This is a genomic window from Asinibacterium sp. OR53 (assembly GCF_000515315.1).
In the GTDB taxonomy this organism is placed as follows: domain Bacteria; phylum Bacteroidota; class Bacteroidia; order Chitinophagales; family Chitinophagaceae; genus Sediminibacterium.
Window position 1 is genome coordinate 2,021,189 of sequence record NZ_KI911562.1, and the last position, 26,029, is coordinate 2,047,217.

Annotated in this window: 23 protein-coding genes; 15 read left to right on the top strand and 8 right to left on the bottom strand. The window is 46.2% G+C overall.

The features are described from left to right. Nucleotides 1-177: 177 nt before the first annotated feature. Nucleotides 178-1,992: an alpha-L-fucosidase gene (locus SEDOR53_RS0108960; RefSeq protein ID WP_051416752.1), complete on the top strand. Its 1,815-nt coding sequence runs from the start codon at nt 178-180 to the stop codon at nt 1,990-1,992. Nucleotides 1,993-2,249: 257 nt separating this feature from the next. After that, entirely contained in the window at nt 2,250-3,404 is a 1,155-nt protein-coding gene (locus tag SEDOR53_RS0108970) for a glycoside hydrolase family 105 protein (protein ID WP_026769426.1), read from the top strand. 39 nt (nt 3,405-3,443) lie between these two features. Here the strand turns inward: SEDOR53_RS0108970 and SEDOR53_RS0108975 are convergent, their stop codons facing one another. After that, complete coding sequence (locus SEDOR53_RS0108975; protein WP_037360889.1) at nt 3,444-4,967, bottom strand: hypothetical protein; 1,524 nt, start codon at nt 4,965-4,967, stop codon at nt 3,444-3,446. Between the two features lie 185 nt (nt 4,968-5,152). Between SEDOR53_RS0108975 and SEDOR53_RS0108980 the strand changes: the two genes are divergently transcribed. Then, entirely contained in the window at nt 5,153-7,204 is a 2,052-nt protein-coding gene (locus tag SEDOR53_RS0108980) for a hypothetical protein (RefSeq protein ID WP_051416568.1), read from the top strand. Between the two features lie 45 nt (nt 7,205-7,249). After that, a complete protein-coding gene (locus tag SEDOR53_RS0108985; protein WP_026769429.1) occupies nt 7,250-8,251 on the top strand; it encodes a sterol desaturase family protein in 1,002 nt (333 codons plus the stop codon). Here SEDOR53_RS0108985 and SEDOR53_RS0108990 read toward each other — a convergent pair. The 3 genes from SEDOR53_RS0108990 to SEDOR53_RS0109000 form a co-directional block, all read right to left on the bottom strand. After that, the gene (locus SEDOR53_RS0108990) at nt 8,236-9,051 is read right to left on the bottom strand and encodes a hypothetical protein (protein ID WP_026769430.1); all 816 of its coding nucleotides are present in this window, start codon (nt 9,049-9,051) and stop codon (nt 8,236-8,238) included. The genes SEDOR53_RS0108985 and SEDOR53_RS0108990 overlap by 16 nt on opposite strands. Before the next feature lie 41 nt (nt 9,052-9,092). Further along, nucleotides 9,093-11,249 carry an alpha-galactosidase gene (locus SEDOR53_RS0108995; protein WP_026769431.1) on the bottom strand — a complete coding sequence of 719 codons (2,157 nt, stop codon included), beginning with the start codon at nt 11,247-11,249 and terminating at the stop codon, nt 9,093-9,095. Between the two features lie 103 nt (nt 11,250-11,352). Then, nucleotides 11,353-12,219 carry a helix-turn-helix domain-containing protein gene (locus SEDOR53_RS0109000; RefSeq protein WP_026769432.1) on the bottom strand — a complete coding sequence of 289 codons (867 nt, stop codon included), beginning with the start codon at nt 12,217-12,219 and terminating at the stop codon, nt 11,353-11,355. Nucleotides 12,220-12,456: 237 nt separating this feature from the next. On the opposite strand from SEDOR53_RS0109000, the gene SEDOR53_RS0109005 reads away from it, so the two are divergent. The 7 genes from SEDOR53_RS0109005 (at nt 12,457) to SEDOR53_RS0109035 (ending at nt 19,012) form a co-directional block, all read left to right on the top strand. Beyond that, nucleotides 12,457-14,112, top strand: a complete 1,656-nt coding sequence (locus tag SEDOR53_RS0109005) for a UxaA family hydrolase (protein WP_026769433.1) — start codon at nt 12,457-12,459, stop codon at nt 14,110-14,112. Between the two features lie 2 nt (nt 14,113-14,114). After that, nucleotides 14,115-14,849, top strand: a complete 735-nt coding sequence (locus SEDOR53_RS0109010; RefSeq protein ID WP_026769434.1) for a (Fe-S)-binding protein — start codon at nt 14,115-14,117, stop codon at nt 14,847-14,849. Beyond that, complete coding sequence (locus SEDOR53_RS0109015) at nt 14,846-16,225, top strand: lactate utilization protein B (RefSeq protein ID WP_026769435.1); 1,380 nt, start codon at nt 14,846-14,848, stop codon at nt 16,223-16,225. The genes SEDOR53_RS0109010 and SEDOR53_RS0109015 overlap by 4 nt, the downstream gene beginning before the upstream one ends. Beyond that, on the top strand, nt 16,218-16,802 hold the full coding sequence (locus SEDOR53_RS0109020) for an LUD domain-containing protein (RefSeq protein WP_037360896.1): 585 nt from the start codon (nt 16,218-16,220) through the stop codon (nt 16,800-16,802). Before SEDOR53_RS0109015 ends, SEDOR53_RS0109020 begins: the two co-directional genes overlap by 8 nt. A gap of 57 nt (nt 16,803-16,859) precedes the next feature. Continuing rightward, a complete protein-coding gene (locus tag SEDOR53_RS0109025) occupies nt 16,860-17,804 on the top strand; it encodes an SPFH domain-containing protein (RefSeq protein WP_026769437.1) in 945 nt (314 codons plus the stop codon). Between the two features lie 86 nt (nt 17,805-17,890). Next, the gene (locus SEDOR53_RS0109030) at nt 17,891-18,577 is read left to right on the top strand and encodes a MotA/TolQ/ExbB proton channel family protein (protein ID WP_026769438.1); all 687 of its coding nucleotides are present in this window, start codon (nt 17,891-17,893) and stop codon (nt 18,575-18,577) included. 27 nt (nt 18,578-18,604) lie between these two features. Continuing rightward, the gene (locus SEDOR53_RS0109035) at nt 18,605-19,012 is read left to right on the top strand and encodes a biopolymer transporter ExbD (RefSeq protein ID WP_026769439.1); all 408 of its coding nucleotides are present in this window, start codon (nt 18,605-18,607) and stop codon (nt 19,010-19,012) included. Here the strand turns inward: SEDOR53_RS0109035 and prmC are convergent. Continuing rightward, nucleotides 18,969-19,844, bottom strand: coding sequence for a peptide chain release factor N(5)-glutamine methyltransferase (gene prmC / locus SEDOR53_RS0109040; RefSeq protein ID WP_037360903.1), 876 nt, complete (start codon nt 19,842-19,844; stop codon nt 18,969-18,971). The two genes, SEDOR53_RS0109035 and prmC, sit on opposite strands and share 44 nt — an antisense overlap. A gap of 43 nt (nt 19,845-19,887) precedes the next feature. Between prmC and ribD the strand changes: the two genes are divergently transcribed. From ribD to SEDOR53_RS0109055, 3 genes are read left to right on the top strand one after another with little or no spacing between them, the layout of a single operon-like run. Then, nucleotides 19,888-20,940: a bifunctional diaminohydroxyphosphoribosylaminopyrimidine deaminase/5-amino-6-(5-phosphoribosylamino)uracil reductase RibD gene (gene ribD, locus SEDOR53_RS17555; protein ID WP_232214752.1), complete on the top strand. Its 1,053-nt coding sequence runs from the start codon at nt 19,888-19,890 to the stop codon at nt 20,938-20,940. A 12-nt stretch (nt 20,941-20,952) separates the two neighbouring features. Next, nucleotides 20,953-21,861 (top strand): EamA family transporter, encoded by a 909-nt coding sequence (locus SEDOR53_RS0109050; RefSeq protein WP_026769441.1) that lies wholly within the window; start codon nt 20,953-20,955, stop codon nt 21,859-21,861. Continuing rightward, entirely contained in the window at nt 21,858-22,466 is a 609-nt protein-coding gene (locus SEDOR53_RS0109055; RefSeq protein WP_026769442.1) for a YigZ family protein, read from the top strand. Before SEDOR53_RS0109050 ends, SEDOR53_RS0109055 begins: the two co-directional genes overlap by 4 nt. On the opposite strand, the gene SEDOR53_RS0109060 is transcribed toward SEDOR53_RS0109055, so the two are convergent. From SEDOR53_RS0109060 to SEDOR53_RS0109070, 3 genes are read right to left on the bottom strand one after another with little or no spacing between them, the layout of a single operon-like run. After that, nucleotides 22,467-23,225, bottom strand: a complete 759-nt coding sequence (locus SEDOR53_RS0109060) for a YdcF family protein (protein ID WP_084220402.1) — start codon at nt 23,223-23,225, stop codon at nt 22,467-22,469. A 5-nt stretch (nt 23,226-23,230) separates the two neighbouring features. Beyond that, nucleotides 23,231-24,127: a 3-hydroxybutyryl-CoA dehydrogenase gene (locus SEDOR53_RS0109065; protein ID WP_026769444.1), complete on the bottom strand. Its 897-nt coding sequence runs from the start codon at nt 24,125-24,127 to the stop codon at nt 23,231-23,233. 12 nt (nt 24,128-24,139) lie between these two features. Next, a complete protein-coding gene (locus SEDOR53_RS0109070) occupies nt 24,140-24,784 on the bottom strand; it encodes a carboxypeptidase-like regulatory domain-containing protein (RefSeq protein WP_026769445.1) in 645 nt (214 codons plus the stop codon). Between the two features lie 142 nt (nt 24,785-24,926). Between SEDOR53_RS0109070 and SEDOR53_RS0109075 the strand changes: the two genes are divergently transcribed. Then, nucleotides 24,927-26,021 carry an Mrp/NBP35 family ATP-binding protein gene (locus SEDOR53_RS0109075; protein ID WP_026769446.1) on the top strand — a complete coding sequence of 365 codons (1,095 nt, stop codon included), beginning with the start codon at nt 24,927-24,929 and terminating at the stop codon, nt 26,019-26,021. Nucleotides 26,022-26,029 lie beyond the last annotated feature (8 nt).

The following is a 26,029-nucleotide window of genomic DNA, read 5'->3' on the forward strand; positions in this document are numbered from 1 at the left end:
GTTTGACTGCAATAGCAGGCAAAATCGATTTATCGAGGCACTAATTTATGCTAAGATTGTGAATGAAGTATTACTTTTTTGTTCAATGGTTATGCCAGAATTGCTGAATATTTTGACAATCCTGTTACCAGAATGCTCATGATTTCTTATTCTATTGCACATAAGAAAAATTTCCATATGAAACATTCCAAAGCTGGTGTTGCCACCAGGGCTTTGCAGTTGGTTTTGTTCCTGCTATTGATAGCAGGTGGAAAGTTGTGCATTGCGCAAACAATGGATGAAATGTGGGAGAAAGGCACAGCAACAAAAGGACAACCCAATATCCAATGGTTCAAGGACGCGAAATTCGGGTTGTTCATCCATTGGGGACTTTATTCACAATTGGCAGGAAAGTGGAACGGGAAAAGATATTATGGAAGCGGGGAATGGATCATGAACCAGGCTAAAATTCCCGCAGCAGCTTATGCGAAAGTAGCGGCAGACTTCAATCCTGTTCAGTTTAATGCAGAAGAATGGGCTTCACTGGCCAAAGACGCCGGTGTAAAATATATGGTAATCACTGCCAAGCACCACGAAGGTTTTGCCATGTATGATTCCAAAGTGAGTGATTTTACCATTGTAAAAGCTTCGCCTTATCGAAAAGATCCCATGAAAGCATTGGCAGCAGCAACAGGAGAGCGCGGCATCAAATTCGGATTTTATTATTCGCAGTTTGTAGACTGGCACGAACCCAACGGAGGACGCAATACCTGGGATTTCGATGAAACCAAGAAGAACTACCAGTTATATTACCGGCAGAAAGCTATTCCGCAATTGAAAGAATTACTCACCGGTTATGGTCCGCTTGGTATTGTGTGGTTCGATCTGCCTGGCGGACTCTCAAAAGAAGAAACCAGGCAACTGGTGGACAGCCTGCACACTTTGCAACCGCAAAGCCTGTTCAGCAGCAGGGTGGGACAGGGCATGGGTGACTACAAAGATTTTGGCGACAGCGAAGTGCCGCCTGTGCCTATTCAAGGGGCATGGGAAAGTATTTACACGCACAATGACAGCTGGGGATATATTGAGCACGACATGAATTTTAAATCTTCTAGAGAGATTATACGGTTACTGGCCAATGTAGCATCGAAGGGAGGCAACCTGATGTTGAATGTAGGACCGGATGGTAAAGGCAATATCCCCTATTATTCGGTTAAATACCTTCGTGAAACGGGTAAATGGCTGGCGAAAAATGGAGAAAGTATTTATGCAACCACTTATGGTTTCATACCGGCACAACCCTGGGGAGTTACTACCAGCAAGCCGGGCAAACTTTTTCTGCATGTGATGAACAGACCGGCCAATGGACAATTGATCATACCGGTATTCCCGAATGAGATCAGCAAAATATACGACCTGGTAACCAAGCAGCCTCTTGTGTTTAATAAGAAGGCACAGGAACTGATCGTTCATCTTCCCTTATTCAACAAGGAAACAACGAATAAGGTTTTTGTAGTTGAATACAAAGGTAAACGGCCCGCATACGATACTACTGCATCTGTTGTTGCATCACAACAATACGAAGAGAATCCTGTTGAAGCAGTTTTTGCGAAAACCAATGGCAACGCCCAGGTTAAAAGTCTTACCTACAGTCATTATTTTGGTGACTGGAAACATGCTGCCTGTGTAACAGGTATGCAATCTGCCAAAGACTCGATCCTGTTTAAGGTGAATATCCTGGATACAGGAGATTACAAAATTGTATTGGAATATGCTTGTCCCGAAGAAAGCGCTAAGCAAGAGGGAGTGCTTTCTGTAAATGGGGCTGATTATTTTTTCAGAACCCTGCGTAGTTCAGGGTTCGACAAATCAGCGCCTCTTATGTTTATCAAACATCCGGTGGCCATCACTACGATCAGGCGGCCGGGTATGTATAGCATACACCTGAAACCGTACCAGGATGGTAAAGAGTTATTTAAACTGAAAACAATTTTGCTGGAACCGGTTCAATAAAACCATTGCATCATGAAGAAAGGGTTTTTATTTTTTTTCTATTTTATTATTCAGTTGTTTTTTTGATTTTGTCGGGAAGGGATTGGCCATCAATGATGGAAATGCTGTGCGCGAACTGGTGATAGCAGGGGCAGATAAAAGATTTGTACCTGCGATGGCCCGTATCTCCATTCAGAACAGATGATTGGGAGGGAGAGACACAAGGTAAAAACTAAAATGAGCAAAATATTAACCATCAACATAAAACCCATCTGTTTATGAGATATAAATTGAACAGGTACGTCATGATTGCCTTTGCAGCTGTACAGGTTGCTTATGGCTTTGATCAGGCGGCAGCGCAAAAAAAAGAGAGCGCCGATCTGAAAAATTTTCCTGAAGGAGAAGGCCCGGCAGCAATAGGACAAAAGATAGCCGCTCATTTTATTGCAACACCGCATACCAATTTTGGAAGACCCACTCCGCCCAGGTACATCACTTACCCGGAGACCTGCACCTGGTATGGTGCATTGACTTTTGCAAAAGAAACTAAAGACACGCATTTATTGCACCAGCTTGCTGAACGTTTTGAGCCACTTTTCGGCAGCCGTGATACATTGATCCCCAAACCGGATCATGTAGATTATTCGGTTTTTGGCGCTGTTCCGTTGGAATTGTACATGCAAACAAAAGAACAGAAGTACCTCAACCTGGGCAAGCAGATTGCAGATAAACAATGGGGTATACCGGAAGGCCCCCGGGTGAATGCAGAAGCGCGCCGTTTTTATGCAAAGGGTCTTAGCTGGCAAACACGTTTGTGGATCGATGATATGTTCATGATCACTGCATTGCAGGCGCAGGCCTACAGGGCCACAGGCGATAAAAGCTATATTGAACACGCGGCAACAGAAATGGTCTTTTATCTCGATTCGTTGCAAAGACCTAATGGCCTGTTTTATCATGCACCCGACGTGCCTTTTTTCTGGGGCAGGGGCAATGGCTGGATGGCTGTTGGTATGAGTGAGGTGCTGCGCTCATTGCCTAAGAATAATCCCAACAGGGCCCGCATCATGCAGGGCTATCAGGCAATGATGGCTTCCCTGTTGCAATACCAGGCCGGTGATGGAATGTGGCGGCAACTGATCGATGATGCTGAATCATGGCCGGAAACATCCTGTACAGGCATGTTCACTTTTGCATTCATCACAGGTGTGAAAGAAGGTTGGCTCGATAAAGCCACTTATGGCCCCGCGGCACGCAAAGGATGGCTCGCATTGATCAAATACATCAATGCAAATAATGATATCACCGATGTATGTGAAGGCACCAATAAAAAGAACAGCCGGCAATATTATCTCGATCGTAAGAAGAACACAGGTGATTTGCACGGACAGGCACCGATATTGTGGTGTGCTACGGCACTGCTTAGAAAATAAAAAAAGCGCCCACCGATTTTAGCAGGTGGGCGCTTTTATTTAGTGTTGTCTCGCTTTGAGTTGCGCCATATACAATGAAGCAGGTTCAGCAGTCTGGTTCAACAATTCCCACTCTCCGTCGGGCCTGTCTTTAAACCGCCCTGTTGATTTTTTTCCTTTCAACCCGATACAATAATTTTTTCCGGATATCCACGGACTTTGTACGGCCGCATTTTTAGCAGTACAATTCCATACGATTTGTGTAACACCGGCCCAGCCATGCCCGCTGCCATAATTGCCTCTGTCCTGCACATTGATCTCTCCATCGGTAACAATATTATCGTATAAAGTGCCGGCGGCCCAACGGTGGTGCGGACCAATATCGGCATGTGTTTGCTGCGCCGTGCAGTTGTAAAACACATTGGGACCGCAAACGCGAGCTCCTGTTACAAAATCATGCCGTCCTTCGGTAGTGTGGCAATTCATGAACAGGTTCAGCTGGCCATTGTTGCAAAAAGAATATCGGCGGCCCCCTGTGATAATTGATTTGGCATCCAGGCAGTTCGAGTTCAATACGGAAATATGTTTGGCAAGACTGCCGAGCTCAACACAAGCATAACCAAAATACCTGGAACTAACATTTCTTATCCAACTGTTCTCGATCCTGTCGCATAAGATGGCCTGCCATCCATGGTTTTCGGCGGTGTCGCTGCTATAGTCGCTTTGGAAAAACAACTGTTCAATACCCACATGGTTGATGCGTTTGGGGAATTCATATTTAAAGATGAAGGGAGTGCCATATTTTGGTTCCATTGGCATAACGATGGGGTTGTCAATAAATACCTTATTGCCTTCGATCTTTGTGATCACCCTTTCGAACGACAAATTGTATTCATCTGGTTGCCATTGCTTCGTGCCATCCCTTCCTTCGATCTGGTCCATTTTGAGATCCTGTATCCATTGCCTGGTTGCGGGACGAAACACCATGATCTTGTCACCGGTCTTGTAAAGCGTAACATCTGAAACAGTCAACGCATGAGTACCGGCCGGAACATAATGGTCTGTAACCTGTGTTCTGGTACCGGGTATCTCGCGCGGTGTACCCGATCCGGTAACACGCAACAAAGGCATTTGCGTAGTTGCTGTGAGTAATATCCTGGTGCCGCTTTCTGTGTCGCCTTCGCCTCTTAGTATTACACCACTTGCTTCTAATCGAAGGGAAGAGGCAATCTTATACAATCCCCGCTTCAATAAAATAACGCCGCGAAAACCAGTAGCATCAAGCGGCCGGTTGCTCACTTCATCAATGGCCTGTTGGATCAACTGCTGATCATCGGCACCGGTAGCGCTGATGGTTTTTACCACCGGCACATCGGGAATAGCACGGTCGCCGCCATAAAAACCAACGCGACTGAAATCGGGGATGATATTTCCTTTTTCATCCGGCGTGTACACAAGACTGCCGTCAGCATTGAGTTTGACAAATTTTGATGTTGAATGGCTACCTGTATCAAGGGTAATAAAAGAAGCAGATACAATGCTGCAACAAATGCAGGCTGCCCGGGCAAGCTGTCTGAAGATCATAAAATGATTTTGATAAGTAATGGTGACAGCAAGGAGTTTAGATGGTTCTAAGATAAACAGGAAAAGACCATTGCAGAAGGCTATGCCAGAATTGCTGAATAGATGGCTAACGCAATAGCTTTCGCCTGACTGCTGGTATAAAGAACCCGTTATATTTGTGAGAAGGCTCAATCAAATAAATAAAGATGATGCGATTCAATAAAACACTACTGGCAGCTGCATTGATGTGCGGCTCCTTTTTCGCCAGGGCACAGGTGATGTCCCTGGCCCAACAGCAAGACCGGTGGAAGATCACACCTGAGGGTGGTATTGAATGGGTAGTAGATGGAAGATTGCCCCACAATGATCACATCGAAATGGGCGGAGAAAAAGTAGCGCTCTGGATGCGGTATGGTGTGGACAGTAATTACCGGCCGGTTCTTTCGCGTACCCTTGTATTTCCATCGAGCCGTTTGTTGCCAGTGCAAACCATTGCCCACATGATGTACAATGTGGAAGACAATGAGCTGCCACGCATCTACATCAATAACCGCATGCTCAGATCGGGTGTGTACAATGCTGCCGTTGTACCCGATTTGCCGGAAAAAGTAATACGCATCACACACAAGGGTATCATGGAAATAGAAAGCCTGGTGGGTAAAGACGGCATCCGGCTGAAAAGGATCTATTTTCCTTCAGTAGATAAACCAATGGCCATTGAAAAAATGGTATTCATCAATGAAGGTAAACAAGCAGCCAAAATTGAAATGGAATACCTGCACAGGGAAAGCAGGCCTGCTGCAGAAAGGACCACGGGTGGACCGCATCATTTCATCGTATCTACTATTGGCGATGGATTGAAAACAGTGCAGCCGGGCGATAGTGTGGTATTTGCTATTAGTTATGAAGCCACAAAAGGATCGGCACAACCGCTGACCATTCATGTAGACGAAGAAGAACAGATGCGGAGAAACAGGGTAAACCAGATCATATCGGAACTGGTACTGGAAACACCCGATCGGTTGTTGAATACAGCTTTCGCTTTTGCCAAGATCAGGGCTACCGAAAGTATTTATAATACAAAGGGAGGGTATATGCACGGTCCCGGCGGATTGCGCTATTATGCAGCCATCTGGGCTAATGACCAGGCCGAATATGTCAACCCTTTTTTTGCTTTCCTGGGAGATGATATTGGCAACCGTTCTGCTATGAATGCTTTCCGTTTGTTCGCCCGTTACATCAATCCGGAATATAAGCCCATTCCCAGTTCCATCATCGCAGAAGGAGATGCCACATGGCATGGAGCGAAAGACAGGGGAGATATGGCAATGATCGCTTATGGTGCAGGCCGTTATGCACTGGCCAATGGAAATGCCGATAGCGCCAGGGTATTATGGCCTTTGATAGAATGGTGCCTCGAATACCTGAAACGTCAATTGAATGATCAAGGAGTAGTGAAAAGCAACAGTGATGAGTTGGAAGGGCGTTTTCCCGCCGGCAAAGCCAACCTCAATACCAGCTCTTTGTATTACGATGCATTGCGGTCGGCCGTTATGTTGGGCAGGGAACTGCATATACCGCTTGCACAACTCAAAATATACGAATCACAGGCAACAGCTTTGCGTTCAAATATTGAATTGTATTTCGGTGCAACCGTGGAAGGATATAAAACCTATCGTTATTACGAAGGCAACGATACCCTGCGTGCGTGGATTACCACACCGCTGGTAATGGATATTTTCGACAGGAAAGAAGGTACTATTGAAGCGCTTTTCTCGCCACGATTATGGACTGCAGATGGATTGGCTACACTGGCAGGTGATAAAACTTTTTGGGACCGCTCAACTTTATACGGACTGCGCGGCGCATTTGCAGCAGGCGCCACCGGGAAAGCTTTCCCATTCCTGGAATATTTTTCACGCAGGAGACTATTGGGCGAACACGTGCCTTACGCGGTAGAAGCATACCCGGAAGGGAACCAGCGACACCTTGCTGCCGAAAGCGGTTTGTATTGCCGCATTTATACAGAAGGAATGTTTGGCATGCGCCCAACAGGATTCAACAGTTTTGACATCCGCCCCCGGATACCTGCAGGATGGGATCGTATGGCTTTGCGCAATGTTCATGCGTTCGGGCATGTATTTGACCTGGAGATTACAAGGTTGCCCGGTGAGCGCTTAGCGATTATCGTAAAACAAGGAAATGCAGTTAAGCAATACACAATAAAAGAAGGGGCCACACAAGAAGTGAAATTGTAAGCAATAAGAATGTAACTTACGATTCATTAACACAACGATTGCCCTATGAAAGTATTTGAGATCCTTTACCAGGAATTGATCGGTTTCCTGGGCCTGGGAGGCATTATAGAAATGGTTAAAAAGGGCGATTACTCCTCGCTCTCAACATTCGATGGAATTGCCAATTTCATTTACCCGCTTATTCCACTCTTACTGATCATTGAAATAATCAGGGCAGTTGTGTATAAACGATTCAGGATAGAAGACTATAAAGTTCCGTTCCTGGTATTTGTACTGAACCGGTTTTTATCACGGTTTATTTCAATAGCAGCTGTTGGTTTTTGTATCGGTCTTTTTGGAAAATGGGCAATCGTAAAAACATCGTTTACCTGGTACTGGTTGCTGTATGGTTATATCGTATGGGAGTTTGCCCATTTTATCTATCATTTCCTGGCGCATAAAGTACGATTGTTGTGGTGCCTGCATTCTACCCATCATGCCCCGCAGCAGATGAACCTTTTCGTGAACTTCGCACATTTCTTTTTGGAAGCGCCCTATGCAGATGTGATACGCACTTCCATCTGTATTATTATGGGCGTGAATCCGCCTATGCTGTTCCTGATCATGTTTATAGATGGTTTCTGGGGCTCATTTATTCATATCGGGGAGAATATAATGAAAGATGCCAGGCTGGGTATATTCAACAAAATATTGTTAACCCCTTCGCATCATCGCGTACACCATGCACGCAACCCATTATACATGGATACCAATTTTTGCAACCTGCTGAATATCTGGGATAAAGTATTCAAGACTTACCAGCAAGAGCAGCGTGATGTTAAAATAGAATACGGTATTACCCGCGAGATGAACCCGAACAGCTTATGGGATGCTTATTTTGGCGAGATCATTTGCTTGTGGAAAGATGTGGTAAAAGCTCCGGGCATAAAAAATAAATTGCTATACATCATCATGCCGCCGGGATGGAGCCATACCGGTACGCATAAAACAGCCAGGGTAACCAGGGATGCCTATATACATGAGCAGCAAAATCATAACAGCTTGTAAGCCGCTACTGTTTTGCCATTGAATGAAGGAATATATACGATCCGCTTAACCGGGTCATAGCCAATATCGGCAGTGTTCTTTTTTTGTTCGTGTGTTTCCAATAAAGTATCAACCGTGCCGTTGGCATATACATAAAATACCCAGCCGCTCCATGCGGTTACAATAAAATCGCCATTGCCTACCGGCTCAATACCATCGATGGGTTGGGGAACATCGGCAATTTTTGTAACTTTTTTTTGTGCGTCGGCTTTTAGAAAGTCTTTGCCGGCACCTATTACCAGCCCATCTTTGACAACTTTGAGCCCATTTGCACTCTTCATGCCATCGAGGTACAAGGTGGGTATATCATTCTCAATGCGCCATACTTTGCTTTGTTTCGTATCAGAGACAAACACAACGCCTTTATCGGTTACAGTAATGTCATTCAATCCATTGGCATCGTCGACGCGGATCTTTTTTTCTATTTTTCCTTTTTTGATATCAATGACTACCACTTCAGAAATGTCGGCTGCATATAAACGGTTTTGATAAATGCCCAATCCCTTAGGGGCATTGAGGCCAGTGATCCAGTGAAGGTCAATGATCTTCCCGTCGCGGCCGATCTTACCTACGCCGCCTTTCCCATCTGCAACCCAGCCACCGCCATCGATCTGCGAAACATACAGGATATTGCCAACAGGCAATACAGATTCCGGTACAGCTACTACCGTATCAGTTTCCCAAATCTTTTCAAGTTTATGCTGTTGTGCAAAACAGGTACCTGTTGCCATCGCCAGCAGAAGAAAGAATAATTGTTTCATGAAGTATTATTGAATAGCTAAATATAATGAAAAATAAAAATTTATGGCTCCGCAGTTAATTCATATACGTTACTGGTTAGGGGAGTAGTTCTTACAGACAGGTTAAGGCCTGCCTGCAGCAGGTATTCACCCGAAAATACTTTGTCATGATCGGCCATTGCAGACGTAGTACCCGGAAACAGGTTGATCTCTTTGATGCGGTATTTTTTCTTCGGATCAAGTCCTTGTAACCGCACTTTCCCGAATACATCGCTGCGGGTACTGTTCAGGTGATAGTTGAATAAGATCGCCTGGTTTTGATCCTTGCTTATATACATAAGCACTGCGCGATTGTTTTCATAAGGAGAAACGAGCCGGTACAGATCGCCATGCCAGATCACCGGGCTGATGCGTTTGTATGTCTTCACAGCTTCTTCGCTGAACTGCAATTCCTGCGGCGTGAAATTATTGGTACGTATATCATAACCCATCCTGCCCATCATGGCAACATCGGTCTTGTATTTCAATGATTGTTTGCCCATGCCGGTAATATGTGCAGCCATAGTATTGGCGGGAAAGAAATAAGAATAACCCCACTGTATATAAATGCGAGAGAGTGGATCGGTATTATCGCTTGGCCAGAACTCCGTAAAATATTTCAACGCGCCATAATCGGTTCTGCCACCACCACCCGAGCAAAGCATGATGGGCAATGTGGGATATTTGGCACGGATGCGGGCCATGACCTTGTAGAAACTCCGTGTGTATTCAATGTACAACTGTGATTGCCGGCTGCTGCCCAGGTAAGGCGACCAGGCATTGGTCATGCTGCGGTTGCAATCCCATTTGATGAAAGCGATACCGGGTGTTTTGGTCAGCATATTGTCTACAATTGAAAACACAAAATCCTGCACTTTGGGATTCGTGAGATCGAGTACCAATTGATTACGGCCATAATTTTCCGGCCTGTTGGGCAATTTCAATATCCAATCGGGATGCTGTTCGTAAAGTTCACTTTTCGGATTGACCATTTCAGGCTCTAGCCAGATACCGAATTTCACGCCTTGTTTCTCCGCTTCTTTCACCAGGTAACCCAACCCGCTTGGCAGTTTCGCTTTGTCTTCCTGCCAATCACCCAGCCCGTTTTTATCATCGTTGCGTGGATACTTGTTGCCAAACCATCCATCATCCAGCAGGAACAGATCGGCGCCTAATTTTTTTGCTTCACCAAACAATTCCACCAAACGGTTTTCATTGAACCTGACATCCGTAGCTTCCCAGTTGTTCAATAATACCATCCTGTTGCCATTGCCATCCATCACGCCGTAATTGCGCGCCCAGTTATGCAGGTTGCGACTGGCCAATCCTTTTCCATTGCCCGACCAGGTAAAAAGGAATGCAGGTGTAGTAAAAGTTTCTGCCGGTTGAAGTGCATATTCTGAAGCAAAAGGATTGATGCCCGACAATACCCGCAACCCGTTGCGCTGATCAATTTCAAAACTGTACCTGAAGTTCCCGGTCCAGTTGAGTGTACCTGCTATGAGTTCGCCATCTGTTTCAGTAGAAGGCTTATCCAGTGAAACAAAAAATACCTGTGTTTGGTAGAAGTTGCTACGTGTACCCAGTTTGCTTTCCAGTGTTTTGATGCCATTGCTCAATTGCTCTTCTACCATATTCATTTCACGTGCCCAATCGCCATGAAACTGTGTGAGCCAATAAGCATTGGCATTGAAATGCAGGAGGGAAGATGCATAAGCGGTGAGTTGTACCGGTTTCTTTTCATTGTTCCTGATCTCGGTCCATGCCTTGATTACGTCTTCGTTGTAATAGAGCGTATAATATAAAGTTACTTCGAACGGATATTGCGGGTCTCTAAGCAGAATGCTGGTAGTGATGCTGTCTCCACCCGAACTGATCGTTTTGTGCGCAACATATTGCAGCTCCAGGGAAGGGTTTCCATCTGCATGCACCACCCGTATGGCGGGTTCGTTCTGATTTTCCATACCTGCCGTGAGGTACACTTCGCGGCCGCCTTTCAATAAAGCATAATCTGCCGGTTGTAGTTTTTTACCAAAATAAGATTGGGTAACGCGCTGGTTAGCGCCAATGGAAAGTAACAGCGCGGTATTTTTTGTTTCCAGCAATATCTGCCGGTCGCTTTGTGCGTGTAAAAGGAAAGCCAGGACTGAACAAACTAGTGTACAAATACATTTTTTCATATAGTGTGGTATAAGATGGCTCAATGAAAGTAAAAAATTGCACAGCAAAACCAGCTAATTGTCGAATCAGCAAATTGTCAAATTGACAAATTACATGGAGTCATTAATTAGCTGTAAATTCTTTCTGATAAGCCAGGGGACTTTTTCCTGTAATCACTTTGAAATATTTATGAAAGCTGGTAAAATTGTTGAAGCCGCTTTCATAACAGATCTGTTTGATGCTGAAATTGTTTTCGATCAGCAATTTGCATGCATGACCCACCCGCAGCTCGATCAAAAACTGGGAAAAAGTTTTGCGGGTGCGTGATTTGAAATAGCGGCAGAAAGAGTTGGGACTGATATTGGCCATTGCCGCGATCTCTTCAAGGTGGATCTTGTTCTTGAAATTCCGGATGGAATATTCATAGATGGCATTGATGCGATCGTTTTCCGATTCCACAAAATCGTGTTTGAAGCCTATTGAAGAGATGAAAGAATAATTCTGGCAATTACCAATCACGGTAAGCGCTTCCATCAGCAAGGACACACGGTTCGGGCCTTCGGCTTTCATGAGCTCTTCCAGTATGTCGGCAATCCGTTGCCTGGCTTTGCCGTTGATGCGTACGCCTCGTTTCCCTTTTTCCAATGCACTACGGATACTGATGTTCTCCGGAAGCTGGAGAAATTGGTCGCCCCAGAATTTCTCATTGAAATGGGCTACCCTGATATCGGCGCCCGATTTGGCGTCTTCCTCGTAATAGGTATCATCGAAACGCCAGTAGTGAGGCAGGTTGCTGCCAATGATCACCACATCGCCCGATTTGAAGCGGCTGATGTTATCACCTACGAACTGGGTACCGTCTCCTTTTTTAATATGGATCAACTCTACTTCACCGTGGTAGTGCCAACGGTTGTTGATGGGGTAGAGATCCTGCCGGACACTAAATGAATGGCCCGGACCCTGCGATATCTTCAATAACTGGGGGCGCATTTAATTAGCTATTTTGACATGAAAATGGGGCAAAGCAATCGATTTGGGGTAAATATAAGTTAATTTTGAGGCGGGCGCATGACAGCGGCCGCAGGAAGCAGGTTTTTTTACGCAAACGTTCCCGGAGGTTAGAATAAGTGAATAAAACGTAAGCCTGGCTTAATGCTTGCAGTTACATTCAATCGTTATTTGGGCCCTGAAAATGATGCAATTCCGCATTGAATAATCTAACAATACATGGATACAACCGCTAAGACCCGCAATTTTTTAAAGATCCATCCTTCCGATAATGTGTTGGTTGCCCTGGGAAACCTGACCGCAGGTGTCATCATTGAAGAGCATGCGAATAGTATTACACTGAAAGAAAATATCCCGGCCAAACACAAATTCTTTATTTCCGATATGAAGGCCGGTGATGAAGTGATCATGTATGGTGTGCTGGTAGGTAAACTGCAATCGGCTGTAGAAAAAGGACAACTGATGACAACCGCCAATACAAAACACGCAGCAGGCGCTTATGGATACCGGGATGCACATTATCAATGGCAAGCACCCGATGCATCGAAATTTACAAACAGAACTTTTCTTGGATACAAAAGAAGCAATGGAAAATTCGGAACGGCCAATTACTGGTTGTTCATCCCCACTGTTTTTTGTGAGAACCGGAACCTCGATATGATACGGGAAGCGCTGCACAATGAATTGGGTTATGCTGTTTCAGATAAATACACACGCTATACCCGTGAACTCCTTGCAGCTTACCAGTCAGGCACCGATATCAGTCACCTTGATCTTTCACCTGCTGCAACCGCGAAAGAAAAACGTTATTTCAAAAACATAGATGGCATCAAATTCCTGAACCATACCGGCGGATGCGGTGGTACCCGCCAGGATGCAGAAACACTCAGCGCTTTGCTGGCTGCTTATGCAGACCATCCCAATGTTGCCGGTATTACTGTGTTGAGCCTGGGATGCCAGCACCTGCAGACAGAGATGTTCCTGAAAGACCTCAAAAAACGGAACCCTTCTTTTGATAAACCGCTGTTCGTTTTTGAACAACAGAAAGCACAGAGTGAAGAGCAGTTGATCGTTGATGCGATTCGCACGACTTTCAAAGGATTGGTGGAAGCAAATAAAATAACGCGTGAGCCTGCACCGCTGAGTGAACTGACGGTTGGCGTGAAATGCGGTGGCAGCGACGGTTTCAGTGGTATTTCCGCCAACCCGGCGGTAGGCTATACTGCCGACCTGCTGGTGGCTTTGGGCGCTAAAGTATTGTTAGCAGAATTCCCCGAGCTTTGTGGAGCTGAACAGCAGATGGTTGACCGTTGTGTAACAAAAGAGGCAGCCGAAAAATTCATTCACCTCATGCAGACTTACGATGCATTGGCCAATAAAGTAGGATCGGGATTTTATATGAACCCGTCACCCGGTAATATCAAAGACGGACTCATTACCGATGCGATCAAATCAACAGGCGCTGCGCGCAAAGGGGGTACTTCGCCGGTGGTGGATGTACTGGATTATACAGAGCCTGCTACCAAAGCCGGACTGAGCCTGGTGTGTACACCGGGCAATGATGTGGAAGCCACTACTGGTAAGGCGGCGGCGGGCGCTACATTGATATTGTTCACTACCGGTTTGGGAACGCCTACGGGAAATCCTGTTGCGCCTACCATTAAACTGTCGACCAATTCTACATTGGCAAAACGCATGGGTGATATTATCGATATCGATACGGGAGGCATCATCACCGGCGAAAAAACAATTGAACAGATGGGAGAGGAGATACTGGAATACTGCATCAAAGCAGCCAGCGGAGAAGTGATACCCAAAGCCGTTTTATTAGGCCAGGACGATTTTATTCCGTGGAAAAGAGGTGTAAGCCTGTAATCATGAAAGTAGGATTATTTATACCCTGTTATGTAGATCAGTTTTATCCGCAGGTGGCCGTTGCCACACTTGAGTTGCTGGAACGTTATGGATGCGAAGTGCATTATCCGCTGAAACAAACCTGTTGCGGACAACCCATGGCCAATTCAGGTTTTGCTTCTATGGCAGGCGGATGTGATAAAAATTTCATAGCCAATTTTTCCGGTTATGAATACATTGTTTGTCCCTCGGGAAGTTGTGCGCTCCATATAAAAGAGCATTTACATTCAGCGGAAGAACCCAACGAGGCCGCTGCTATCCGCGAGCGTATATACGAGCTGACGGAATTCATCACCGATGTGTTGAAGCTGGAAGGCGTGAAAGCTTCTTTTCCGCATAAAGTAGGTCTCCATGTAAGTTGCCACGGACAACGCATGCTGCATCTTTCTTCCATGAGTGAAAAAGTAGAGAAGTCTTTCTCCAAAGCAGAAGCCCTGTTGGGTACCGTGGACGGACTGGAATTATTTCGCACTTCACGCGCCGATGAGTGCTGTGGTTTCGGCGGTACTTTTTGTGTAACGGAAGAAGCAGTGTCGGTAAGCATGGGGAATACCCGCATCAAAGAACACCTGGCAAACGGTGTGCATTATATCACAGGTGGCGATATGAGTTGTCTGATGCACCTGGAGGGATTATTGAAAAGGCAAAAGATCGATATCAAGGTCATTCACCTCGCTGAAATTTTAAACGCGCAATGAGTCAACCTGCCACCCATCACAACAAAGCTGCCGCTGCTTTCCTCAAAAACGGCCAGCGCGCCCAATGGCACGACGAAACACTTTGGTTTGTAAGGGCTAAAAGAGACAAAGCGGCGCATCAGATCCCCGAATGGGAAGCATTGCGCAACCTGGGCTCACAGATCAAAGAGCATACATTATCGAACCTCGACGAATACCTGTTGCAATTTGAGGCCAATGCTAAAAAGAATGGCATCAAAGTACATTGGGCGAATAACGCGGCAGAACATAACCAGATCGTGTACGAGATTTTGCTGCATCACAATGCAGTGAACGTTGTGAAAAGCAAATCGATGCTTACGGAAGAGTGCGGACTCAACCATTATCTCACCGAAAGAAAAATATCGGTGGTTGATACCGACCTGGGTGAATACATTGTGCAACTGCGGAATGAACCGCCGAGTCATATTGTACTGCCGGCCATTCACCTGAAAAAAGAAGACGTCAGCAACACTTTCCACAAACACCTTCATACAGAAAAAAACAACCAGGACCCGGTATATCTTACCCGTGCAGCAAGACAGGTGCTGCGTAAAAAATTCATTACTGCTGATGCAGCCATCACCGGGGTGAATTTTGCAGTAGCCGAAACAGGTGGTATTGTGGTTTGCACCAATGAAGGCAATGCCGACCTGGGTGTGCATGCCAACAAAGTGCATATCGCCTGCATGGGTTTTGAAAAGATCATACCCCGTGCGCAAGACCTTTCTGTTTTCTTGAGACTGCTGGCGAGAAGCGCTACAGGGCAACCCATCACTACTTATTCGAGTCATTTCCATCGCCCGAAAGCAGGACAGGAAATGCACATCGTATTGGTCAATAACGGAAGAACAGAACAGTTGGGCAGGGAAGCTTTCAGGAATTCTTTGAAATGTATTCGCTGTGCCGCCTGCTTCAATACCTGCCCGGTGTACCGGCGCAGCGGCGGACACAGTTATCACAATTCGGTGGCAGGTCCGATTGGTTCCATACTGGCGCCGAACCTGGACATGCGCAAGAATGCAGACCTTCCTTTCGCTTCCACGCTTTGCGGTTCCTGTACCAATGTTTGTCCGGTTAAGATCAATATACACGAACAGCTTTGGAGCTGGCGGCAGGTATTGATGGCGGAAGGTTATGGAGGAGCAGCGAAAAAAACATCGATGAAACTAATGACGGGCGTATTGTCGAAGCCTGCTATCTACCGGCTGAGTGCCGGTATGGCAAGGTTCTTCATGCGATACTTGCCTTTTTTAGTGAATAACCGGCTCAACCCCTGGTACAAACAACGGGACATGCCATCGGTCCCCAAAGAAAGTTTCAAAGACTGGTATAAAAAGAACAGGAACCATGAGTAACAGCAGGGAAAATATATTAGCAGCCATTAAAGCGAATAAGCCGGCGCCTGTAGAACTGCCCGAAATACCGCTTTTTGAAAGCAAGGGCGACCTGGTGAATGTATTCATGGGAGCGCTGGAATTTATCGGGGCAACGAGTGTAAGAGAGACATCGTTGAGTGAAGTGGACGAATACCTGGAAAGCCTGCAACAGTTGGGTACGCGCCTGGTGAATACCATCGCTGAACTCAACGGTTATAATATCAATGCATATAAAAATGCCAATGCATCGGAACTTGAAGCATTGGACACTGTTTTCATCAAAGGACGGGTAGGTGTAGCAGAAAGCGGTGCTATCTGGGTGAGTGAACCGGATATGGTAAACCGGTTATTTCCGTTTATATGCAGGAAGCTGGTATTGGTGATCAACGCCAAAGACATCGTGTACAATATGCATGAAGTATACCGGCGCATCCGGGTAGACGAAGACGGGTACGGAACCTTTATTGCCGGCCCTTCCAAAACAGCCGACATAGAGCAATCGCTGGTGGTGGGAGCCCACGGCCCACTGGAACTGAAAGTTTTCATCGTTTCATGATGAAAGATTAACAGCAGGCTGTCTTTTTCTCCTTATCTTACATCAAAATTTAATGTTATGCAACTGCTAGCTGCTTATTGGTGGGTACTGGTACTCATCTTCATTTTTTTCAGCGGACTGGTTACGGTAAACCAGGGAACCATTGCGGTGATTACCTTATTCGGTAAATACCAGCGGATACTCAGACCTGGATTGAATTTCAAGATACCCATACTGGAACAGGTGTATAAAACGGTGAGCATACAGAACCGCTCTGTGGAGCTGGAATTCCAGGCGGTAACGGTAGATCAGGCTAACGTGTATTTCAAGAGCATGCTGTTGTATTCGGTGATCAACCAGGATGAAGAAACCATTAAAAATGTAGCATTCAAGTTCATCAGCGAAAAAGACCTGATGCAGGCATTGATCAGAACGGTGGAAGGCAGTATCAGGGCTTTTGTAGCTACAAAAAAGCAGGCGGAGATATTGTTGTTGCGCAGGGAAATTGTAGAATTTGTAAAACAGCAGATCGATCATTCGTTGGAAGAATGGGGCTATCACCTGCAGGACCTGCAGATCAACGACATCACATTCGACCAGCAGATCATGGACAGCATGAGCAGGGTAGTGGCCAGTAACAACCTGAAAGCGGCCGCAGAGAACGAGGGACAGGCATTGCTGATTACCAAGACCAAGGCGGCAGAGGCAGAAGGAAATGCCATTAAGATATCGGCGGAAGCGGAGAAAGAGGCAGCGCGGCTGCGTGGACAGGGTGTGGCCCTTTTCCGTGAAGAAGTGGCCAGGGGTATGAGCCAGGCTGCCGAGCAGATGAAACAGGCCAACCTGGATACCAATGTGATCCTTTTCAGTATGTGGACCGAGGCCGTTAAGAACTTCGCCGAGGGCGGTAAAGGCAATATCATTTTCCTCGATGGAAGCCCGGAAGGCATGGATAAAACGATGAAGCAGATCATGGGGATGTTGAAGATGACGGAAGGGCAGAATGTGCAAAAGCTTTCTTAAAAAGGCGCCCACACACAATTTTATTCACAGGCTGGCTGTTCTTTTGCAGAAGCAGCTAATTTTAGCATAACCATAAAACAACCAGCATGTTCTATTTTCTGCAGACCGATACCCTCCAGAAGGTTGCTGCTGCAGCCGTTCCCGCTGCACCGGAAAAAATATCCATGTGGAGCCTTCTCGAAAAGGGCGGTTGGATCATGTATCCCCTCTACCTGCTGCTGGTCATAGCCATTTTTGTATTTGTGGAAAGACTGTTGGCCATCCGCCGCGCCTCCCGCATTGAAGGCAATTTCATGAGCATCATTCGTGACAACATCATGACGGGTAATGTAGCGGCAGCCAGGAACCTGGCAAGGAATACCAATAACCCGGTTGCCCGTATGATAGACAAAGGCATACAGCGTATTGGTAAACCCATCGATGCCATTGAAAAAAGCATGGAGAATGTGGGCAAACTGGAAATGTACAATATGGAACGCAACCTGAACATCCTTTCACTGGTGGCAGGTATCGCGCCTATGTTCGGGTTTCTCGGAACCATTGTGGGTATGGTGCAGTTGTTCTATGGCATTGCTTCAACAGGTGAATATACCTTGAATACCATCGCAGGAGGTATCTATACCAAGATGATCACTTCGGCAACGGGTCTGATCATCGGACTGATCGCTTATGTAGGACATAACTATCTCAGTACACAGATCGATAAAACCGCCAACAAAATGGAGGCATCAAGTGCGGAATTCATTGACATACTGCAGGAGCCTACCAGGTAATTTTTTATTCATCGCAATCTGCCTATCATGAATATCAGGAAACGATTCAGAACACACCCGGAAGTACATACAGGCGCATTGAATGATATCCTGTTCATACTCCTGTTGTTCTTCCTCATTGTTTCCACACTGGCCAATCCTAATGTGATCAAGGTCTCCAACCCTAAAGCCAAAAGCGATACCCGCGCCAAACAAACGGTGGTGGTAACGGTTGATAAGGACCAGCAGATATACCTTGGTTCACAGAAAATAACTTTTGATCAACTGGAGCCTGAACTGAAAAACTTCCTCACTAAAGAAACAGAAAAACCTTCGGTGGTGATCAATGGTGACAGCACTTCCCATCTTGGTACAGCCATCCGGGTAATGCAAGTGATCAAGAAACTGGGCGCTACGCCTGTGATGGCGGTAGATAATACGCCTTCGAAGCCTTGATCATACGATCCTTTCCCTGTAAATCTTGCTTTATTGTTACATGATATCCTGTTGCCCCGAAGAGTTGTTTTACTTCTTTTCCCAGCGCTTCATTGATTTCCATATAAATGCTGCCGGCCTTGTTCAGATGGGTTGATGCGAAAGCTGCTATTTTCCGGTAGAAAACAAGCGCATCATCGTCGGGCACAAAAAGCGCGCGTGCAGGCTCATAGTCCAGCACATGCTTTGCCATGGTATTTGATTCCATCGCTTTTATATATGGTGGGTTGCTGACAATGGTATCGTAATCGCCAGGTAATTTGTGCCAAAGAGATTCATTTAAAAAATCCAGTTCAATCAATTGAATATCTGCTTGCAGCGTAGTTGCATTATCATGCGCCACCTGCAATGCATTGGGGTCTATATCAATTGATGTGATAGACGCAGCAGGCAAACTTTTTTTCAATGTTATGGGAATGCATCCGCTACCGGTACCAATATCCAGTATTTGTTGAGCATCCTGTACCGCTTCATCTATGATCCATGTAACGAGTTCTTCTGTTTCAGGCCGGGGAATCAGCACATGTTCATTGACATGAAATTGCATACCGGCAAACCATGCTTCACCCAATACATACTGAACAGGACGATGCCGGGATAATTGATCTATATATGATTGCAACAAGGATTCTTCTTTTGCAGTCAATACAGATGCAGGCTCCAGCAGGCGTTCTATTTTTGTTTTACCGGTCAGGTGCTCCATGATCATGTGAGCAATAGCATTTGCTTCGCGTGCATCGTATATGGGAGCCAGTATTGCCAGTAATTGCTGTTGGGCCGATTGGAACGTCATGCTGCAATGTTAGCACCATTTGGCTATTTTTGTTCATTGTGATATGATGAACCAGGACGAACGATATATGCAGCGTTGCGTGGAACTGGCCCGGTTGGGCGCAGGGGCCGTTGCGCCCAACCCCATGGTAGGTGCGGTACTGGTGTACCGGGATCGGATCATTGGGGAAGGCTGGCACCGTCAATACGGACAAGCACATGCCGAAGTGAACTGCATCAATAGCGTTGCTGCTATTGACCAGCCACACATCAGGCAAGCCAGTTTGTATGTTTCCCTGGAGCCCTGTGCCCATTATGGTAAAACACCTCCTTGCAGCGACCTGATCATCGAAAAGCAAATACCCCGCGTAGTGATAGGGTGCAGGGATCCTTTTAAAGAAGTAGACGGCAGGGGAATTGAAAAACTAAAACAGGCAGGCATTACTGTTGAAGTGGGTGTATTGGAAAACGCCTGTAAAACAGTGAACAAACGTTTTTTCACTTTTCATACAACCGGCCGGCCTTATGTGATACTCAAATGGGCGCAGACGGCAGATCATAAAATGGCCGCTAATAACGGGGAACGCCTGCTGATCAGTAATGCGTATTCCAACAGGCTCGTGCATCGTTGGCGCAGCGAAGAAGCAGCCATACTGGTGGGTACCCGTACAGCTATGCTCGATAACCCATCGCTCGATAACCGTTTGTGGAGCGGGAAAAGCCCTGTGCGAATGGTCATTGACCGGAACCTTTCGCTGCCATCGTTGCTGAAATTATTCAACGGGGAACAAACAACTATTGTATTCAATAACAGCAAAGAGGAACGGCATAACAAGTTATGGTACCACCGGCTGGATTTTGAAGCGCCTGTTGTGCCGCAACTGCTCAAAGCCTGTCACCACCTGCAACTGCAAAGTATATTGGTAGAGGGAGGAAATCATTTGTTGCAGCAGTTTATTGACGAAGCATTGTGGGATGAAGCGCGCGTGATAACGAACCGGCAGTTGAACATCGGCAATGGTTTGCCATCGCCACTCCTTACCAATGCAGATATGCAACTGGAAGAACAATGGGAAACCGATCATATCACTTATTATACACCCGGTCTTTTGCATTAAATCCCTGCTCCCATGCTTTACCTGCTCGGCAGTATTGTGCTTACCAGTTATCTAACGCTTGCGATCAAAGCTTGTGAACGATACCAGGTCAGTATATTCCAGGCCATTCTTTTTAACTATTTCACCTGTGTTGTTACCGGTTCATTCGTGAATGGCGGTTTCCCCATCAATGCTTCGGTAACAGGCACACCCTGGTTCCGCTGGGCTTGCCTGATGGGTGTTTTCTTTGTTTCCATCTTCAATACATTGGGCGCCACCACACAAAAGATCGGCGTGGCAGTTGCTTCAGTTGCCAATAAGTTATCGCTGATCATACCGGTGGTTTTGTCGGTATACCTGTATGGAGAAAGTATAGGGATTTGGAAAGGGATAGGAGTAGGGCTGGCATTATTGGCCGTTGTACTTACTTGTTACAGAAACAAAGCGGCATCACCAGAGGTGGATGATAACAAGCAGCAGGCTTCACACAGGTACTCCCTGGTTCCTTTTTTGCCTTTGATCCTTTTCATCGGCAGTGGCCTGCTCGATGCACTGATCAATCATGTGCAGAAAAATTATGTAACCGAAGAAAACAGCAATGCTTACCTCATCAGCGGTTTTTTATCAGCAGCCACCATCGGCTCCTGCATTCTATTGATACAGTATCTTCGCGGCAAACAGGTTTTTGCCTGGAAGAACTTGCTGGCCGGCATCATCATTGGCGTACCCAATTATTTTTCCATCTGGTGCCTGGTCAGGTTTTTGAAAATCAGCCCCTGGCAGAGCAGCGCCAGCATACCCATGAACAATATGGGCATTGTACTGTTTAGCGCAGTGGCTGCCTGGTTATTGTTCAGGGAACGGTTATCAAAGATCAATTGGGCGGGGATTGTTCTTTCCATGGTATCTATCTGGTTGATTGCATTTGGAGACAGCTTATGAGTAATGAAGATTTTTACCAGGCCATTGATAAAACTGCAATGGCTGAATTCAAAGACAGGGGCAGTAAGTTCATCGCTTTTGTTTTCCCGGTGCAAACACCCGAGGCATTCAAAGAGCAGTTGCAGCAACTGAAAAAAGAACACCCCAAAGCAGTGCATCACTGCTTTGCATATCGTATAGGACTGGATGGAAACCAGTTCAGGGTGAGTGACGATGGCGAGCCCGGCGGAAGCGCCGGCAGGCCAATCCTGGGGCAGATCGACAGCAAAGGACTAACCGATACCGGGGTGATTGTAGTGCGTTATTTTGGCGGCACTTTATTGGGTGTACCCGGACTCATCAATGCCTATAAAACAGCTACTGCCATGGCGTTGCAACTGGTACCCATTGTGCAGAAACCAATTGAAATAATGTACGAACTGCAGTTCGACTATACGCGTATGAACGATGTGATGATGATCGTTAAACAATGCAACTGCAGCGTGGTTGGACAGGAAATGCAGTTGTTCTGCCTGCTCCGTATTGGCATTCCCAAGGCAAGGCTCGATGAAGTATTATATCGTTTGCAGGATATGCATACGGTAGATGTAAAACAGGTGCAATGATCAGGCTTTGCCTGTTAAACGATAGACGACGAGACCAACCACTTCTTTGATGACCCATGACCACTTCTTCAATAGAGAAATATCGGGTATGATATAATTCTCGATATCAAATCTTTCATCGATGACTGTATAATCGCAGGGATAACTGATGAAGTTGATGCCCGCTTTTTTAAATACAGCTACTGACCGGGGCATGTGCATGGCAGAAGTTACCAATACAAACGGCGGTTGTAATTTCATAGAATCCAATAGCCTTTTACTGAATACAGCATTCTCGTATGTATTGCGCGACCGGCTTTCCAGGATAATGTCTTTTTCGTTTACGCCATTGCGGATGAATTCCTGTTTGAGAAAAATAGCTTCCGGCGGTTCCCTTTGCAGCAAATTGCCTGTGCCACCGGTGATCAGTACTTTATTGATGATACCCCTGTGATACAAATTAGCTGTTTGAATGAAGCGATCGGCTGCTAATGAAAAAAAGCCGCTGTCTTTTTTATCGTAATAGGAAAGTCCGCCTAAAACAATACCTGCACTGTAGTGCGCAGTATCCGGCAAGGACTTCGGTACAGGCTGCCAGCTCATCACAAAAGATCTATACAGGAATGGATTGGAGAAAACAATACCCAGCACAATCATACTTATCAGTAATCTTTTACGTGTGGCGGCAGTGCGTGATCTCCATCGCCAGACCCACAAAATAAGTATCCATGAAATTGGGTATAACAGGAAGTATAATACTTTGGAAAGAATGAAGAACATCAATCTTATTTTTTAAAATGGTTGCTCACTACCAGTTCCTTACTTCCGCCCGAATAAACATAAAAGCCTTCGCCGGATTTTACGCCCAGTTTGCCGGCTGTAACCATATTCACCAACAGGGGACAGGGGGCATATTTCGGATTGCCAAATCCTTGGTGCAGCACGTTGAGTATACTCAGGCACACATCGAGACCGATGAAATCGGCCAACTGCAGTGGCCCCATAGGATGCGCCATACCCAGCTTCATGATGGTATCGATGGAATCCACACCGGCAATGCCTTCATACAAACTGTAAATAGCTTCATTGATCATGGGCATCAGTATCTTGTTAGCGATGAAGCCGGGATAGTCGTTCACCACGCATGGTATTTTACCTAAAGTAGTGCTGAGCTGCACAATGGCATCGGTAACAGTTGCTTCGGTAGCATAACCATTGATGATCTCTACCAGTTTCATCACGGGAACCGGGTTCATGAAGTGCATACCGATCACTTTACCGGGCCTTTGGGTAACGGCTGCTATTTTGGTAATGGAAATAGAAGAAGTGTTGGTAGCCAGGATGGCTTGGGCAGGTGCTGCTTCATCTATTTGTTTGAATATTTTTAATTTTAGTTCTGCATTTTCTGTAGCGGCTTCTACAACGAGATCGGCCTTGCTTACCGCTTTGGCCAGGTCGGTATCGGTGGTCAGGTTCGCCAGCGCCTTTTGCTTTTGTTCTTGACTAACAGTGCCTTTACCGATCTGCCTGTCGAAATTCCGGGTGATGGTCTGCAATGCTTTTTCCAGTTGCGCCGGATTCACATCTACCAATACAACGGAAAAACCACTTTGTGCGAAAACATGTGCAATACCGTTACCCATGGTACCGGCGCCGATAACGGTAATATGTTGTAATGCCATAATAGGCAAAGATTAGTTCTTTTTCTTGAAATCGCCCCTTTTCCAGGCTTGAATAAAATCGAGCCAGGCCGCAGGATTCAGGATATTCATGGGCGGTACCTGTCCGGCGTAATAGGCTTTGTTGGCTTGTTGGCGTAACTGGTAATTAACAGCTTCGCGGCCATCGGCGGGCAGGCTGTTCAATAAGGCCCTGCGTTGCGCTTCATTATTGTTTTTGCGAACGGTTTCATAGAGATCATCCTGGACGGGTATGTTCACAAAATCGCGTTCAAACTGTTCACGTGTAGGACGCGGCTTCAATATGGTGGCTGGAAGATAAGTGGTGTCGCTGATCAGCAATTGTATCACACTGTACTGGTTACCCGGCAGGTCGGCGGGGATATGAATGGTTTTATCTTTATAGCCAATACTGGAAAAACGGATATGGTCTCCTTTCAATACCGCGATGGAGAAAACCCCGTCGCTATTGGAAATGGTACCGCGCCCCCTTCCTTCTACAATAACACTCGCCGCAGGTATGCCCTTCAGGCTGTCGGCCGTCATGACCACACCATAGAGTTGCACTACAGAATCGCGATAGGGATTTGCCTGGGAATAGCCTTTATGAAAGGTGAACAGGGTGGCAATAATTAAAAAGTATCGTAAAAATTTCATCATCCGCGTAAAAATACAAAGCCATTGCTCATAAAACCGAACTGCAACCGGCCTTCTTTGTTTAAAAGGAAGGATTTAGAACAAAGTAAGGCTGCAAGGGGTTAACTTTGCGTGCCGATTTTCTTTTTTAACAAAAACTTGCGTGATGACCGAAGAAGCTATTTTGAAGGCCTTGAGTAATGTGCAGGAGCCGGACCTGGGGAAAGACCTGGTAACCCTCAATATGGTAAAGGATATTCATATATCTGGTAACGATGTGGGCTTTACCATCGTACTTACCACGCCTGCCTGTCCAATGAAAGATATGATGCGTACTGCCAGTGAAAATGCCATCAAATTACTGGTGAACCCATCGGCTTCCGTTAAAATAAATTTTATTGCCAATACATCTTCCTCCAGGAAAGGCGATCAGCAATTGTTGGCAGGTGTTAAGAATGTCATTGCAGTAGTGAGCGGTAAAGGAGGTGTAGGTAAAAGTACGGTCGCTGCCAACCTCGCACTGGCTTTATCTGAAGGAGGCGCCAGCGTTGGATTGATGGATGCAGATATATACGGACCAAGCGTTCCCATCATGTTTGGCGTGCGCGGCGAAAGGCCGATGATGAAAGATGTGAATGGAAAAGGGATGATCGTTCCTTTGGAAAAATATGGTATCCGGTTGATGAGTATCGGGTTACTGGTTGACGAAAAGAACGCAGTGGTATGGCGTGGTCCTATGGCCAGCAGCGCCATACGCCAGTTTGTAACCGATGTGGATTGGGGTGAACTGGATTACCTGGTGATCGACATGCCTCCCGGCACCGGCGATATACACCTCACATTGATGCAGACCGTTCCGGTAACAGGAGTGGTGATCGTTACCACGCCGCAAAATGTAGCGGTAGCGGATGCTAAAAAAGGAATTGCTATGTTCGGACAGGCACAGATCAAAGTGCCGATCATTGGATTGGTGGAAAATATGGCTTATTTCACCCCTGCCGAATTACCCAATAACAAATATTACCTGTTTGGTAAAGAAGGCGGCAAGCGATTGGCCGACGAGTACGACCTGCCTTTCCTGGGCCAGGTACCGTTGGTGCAGAGCATCCGCGAAGGTGGCGATGCAGGCGTTCCGGCAATGCTGGGAACCGATACCATCAGCCAGCAGGCATTCCGCGATTTTACCGCTTCGGCCGTAAGAAATATCGCCATTCGCAATGCGAATGTGCCCAAAACCAAACCGATCGATGTAGTTGCGTAACTTCACTG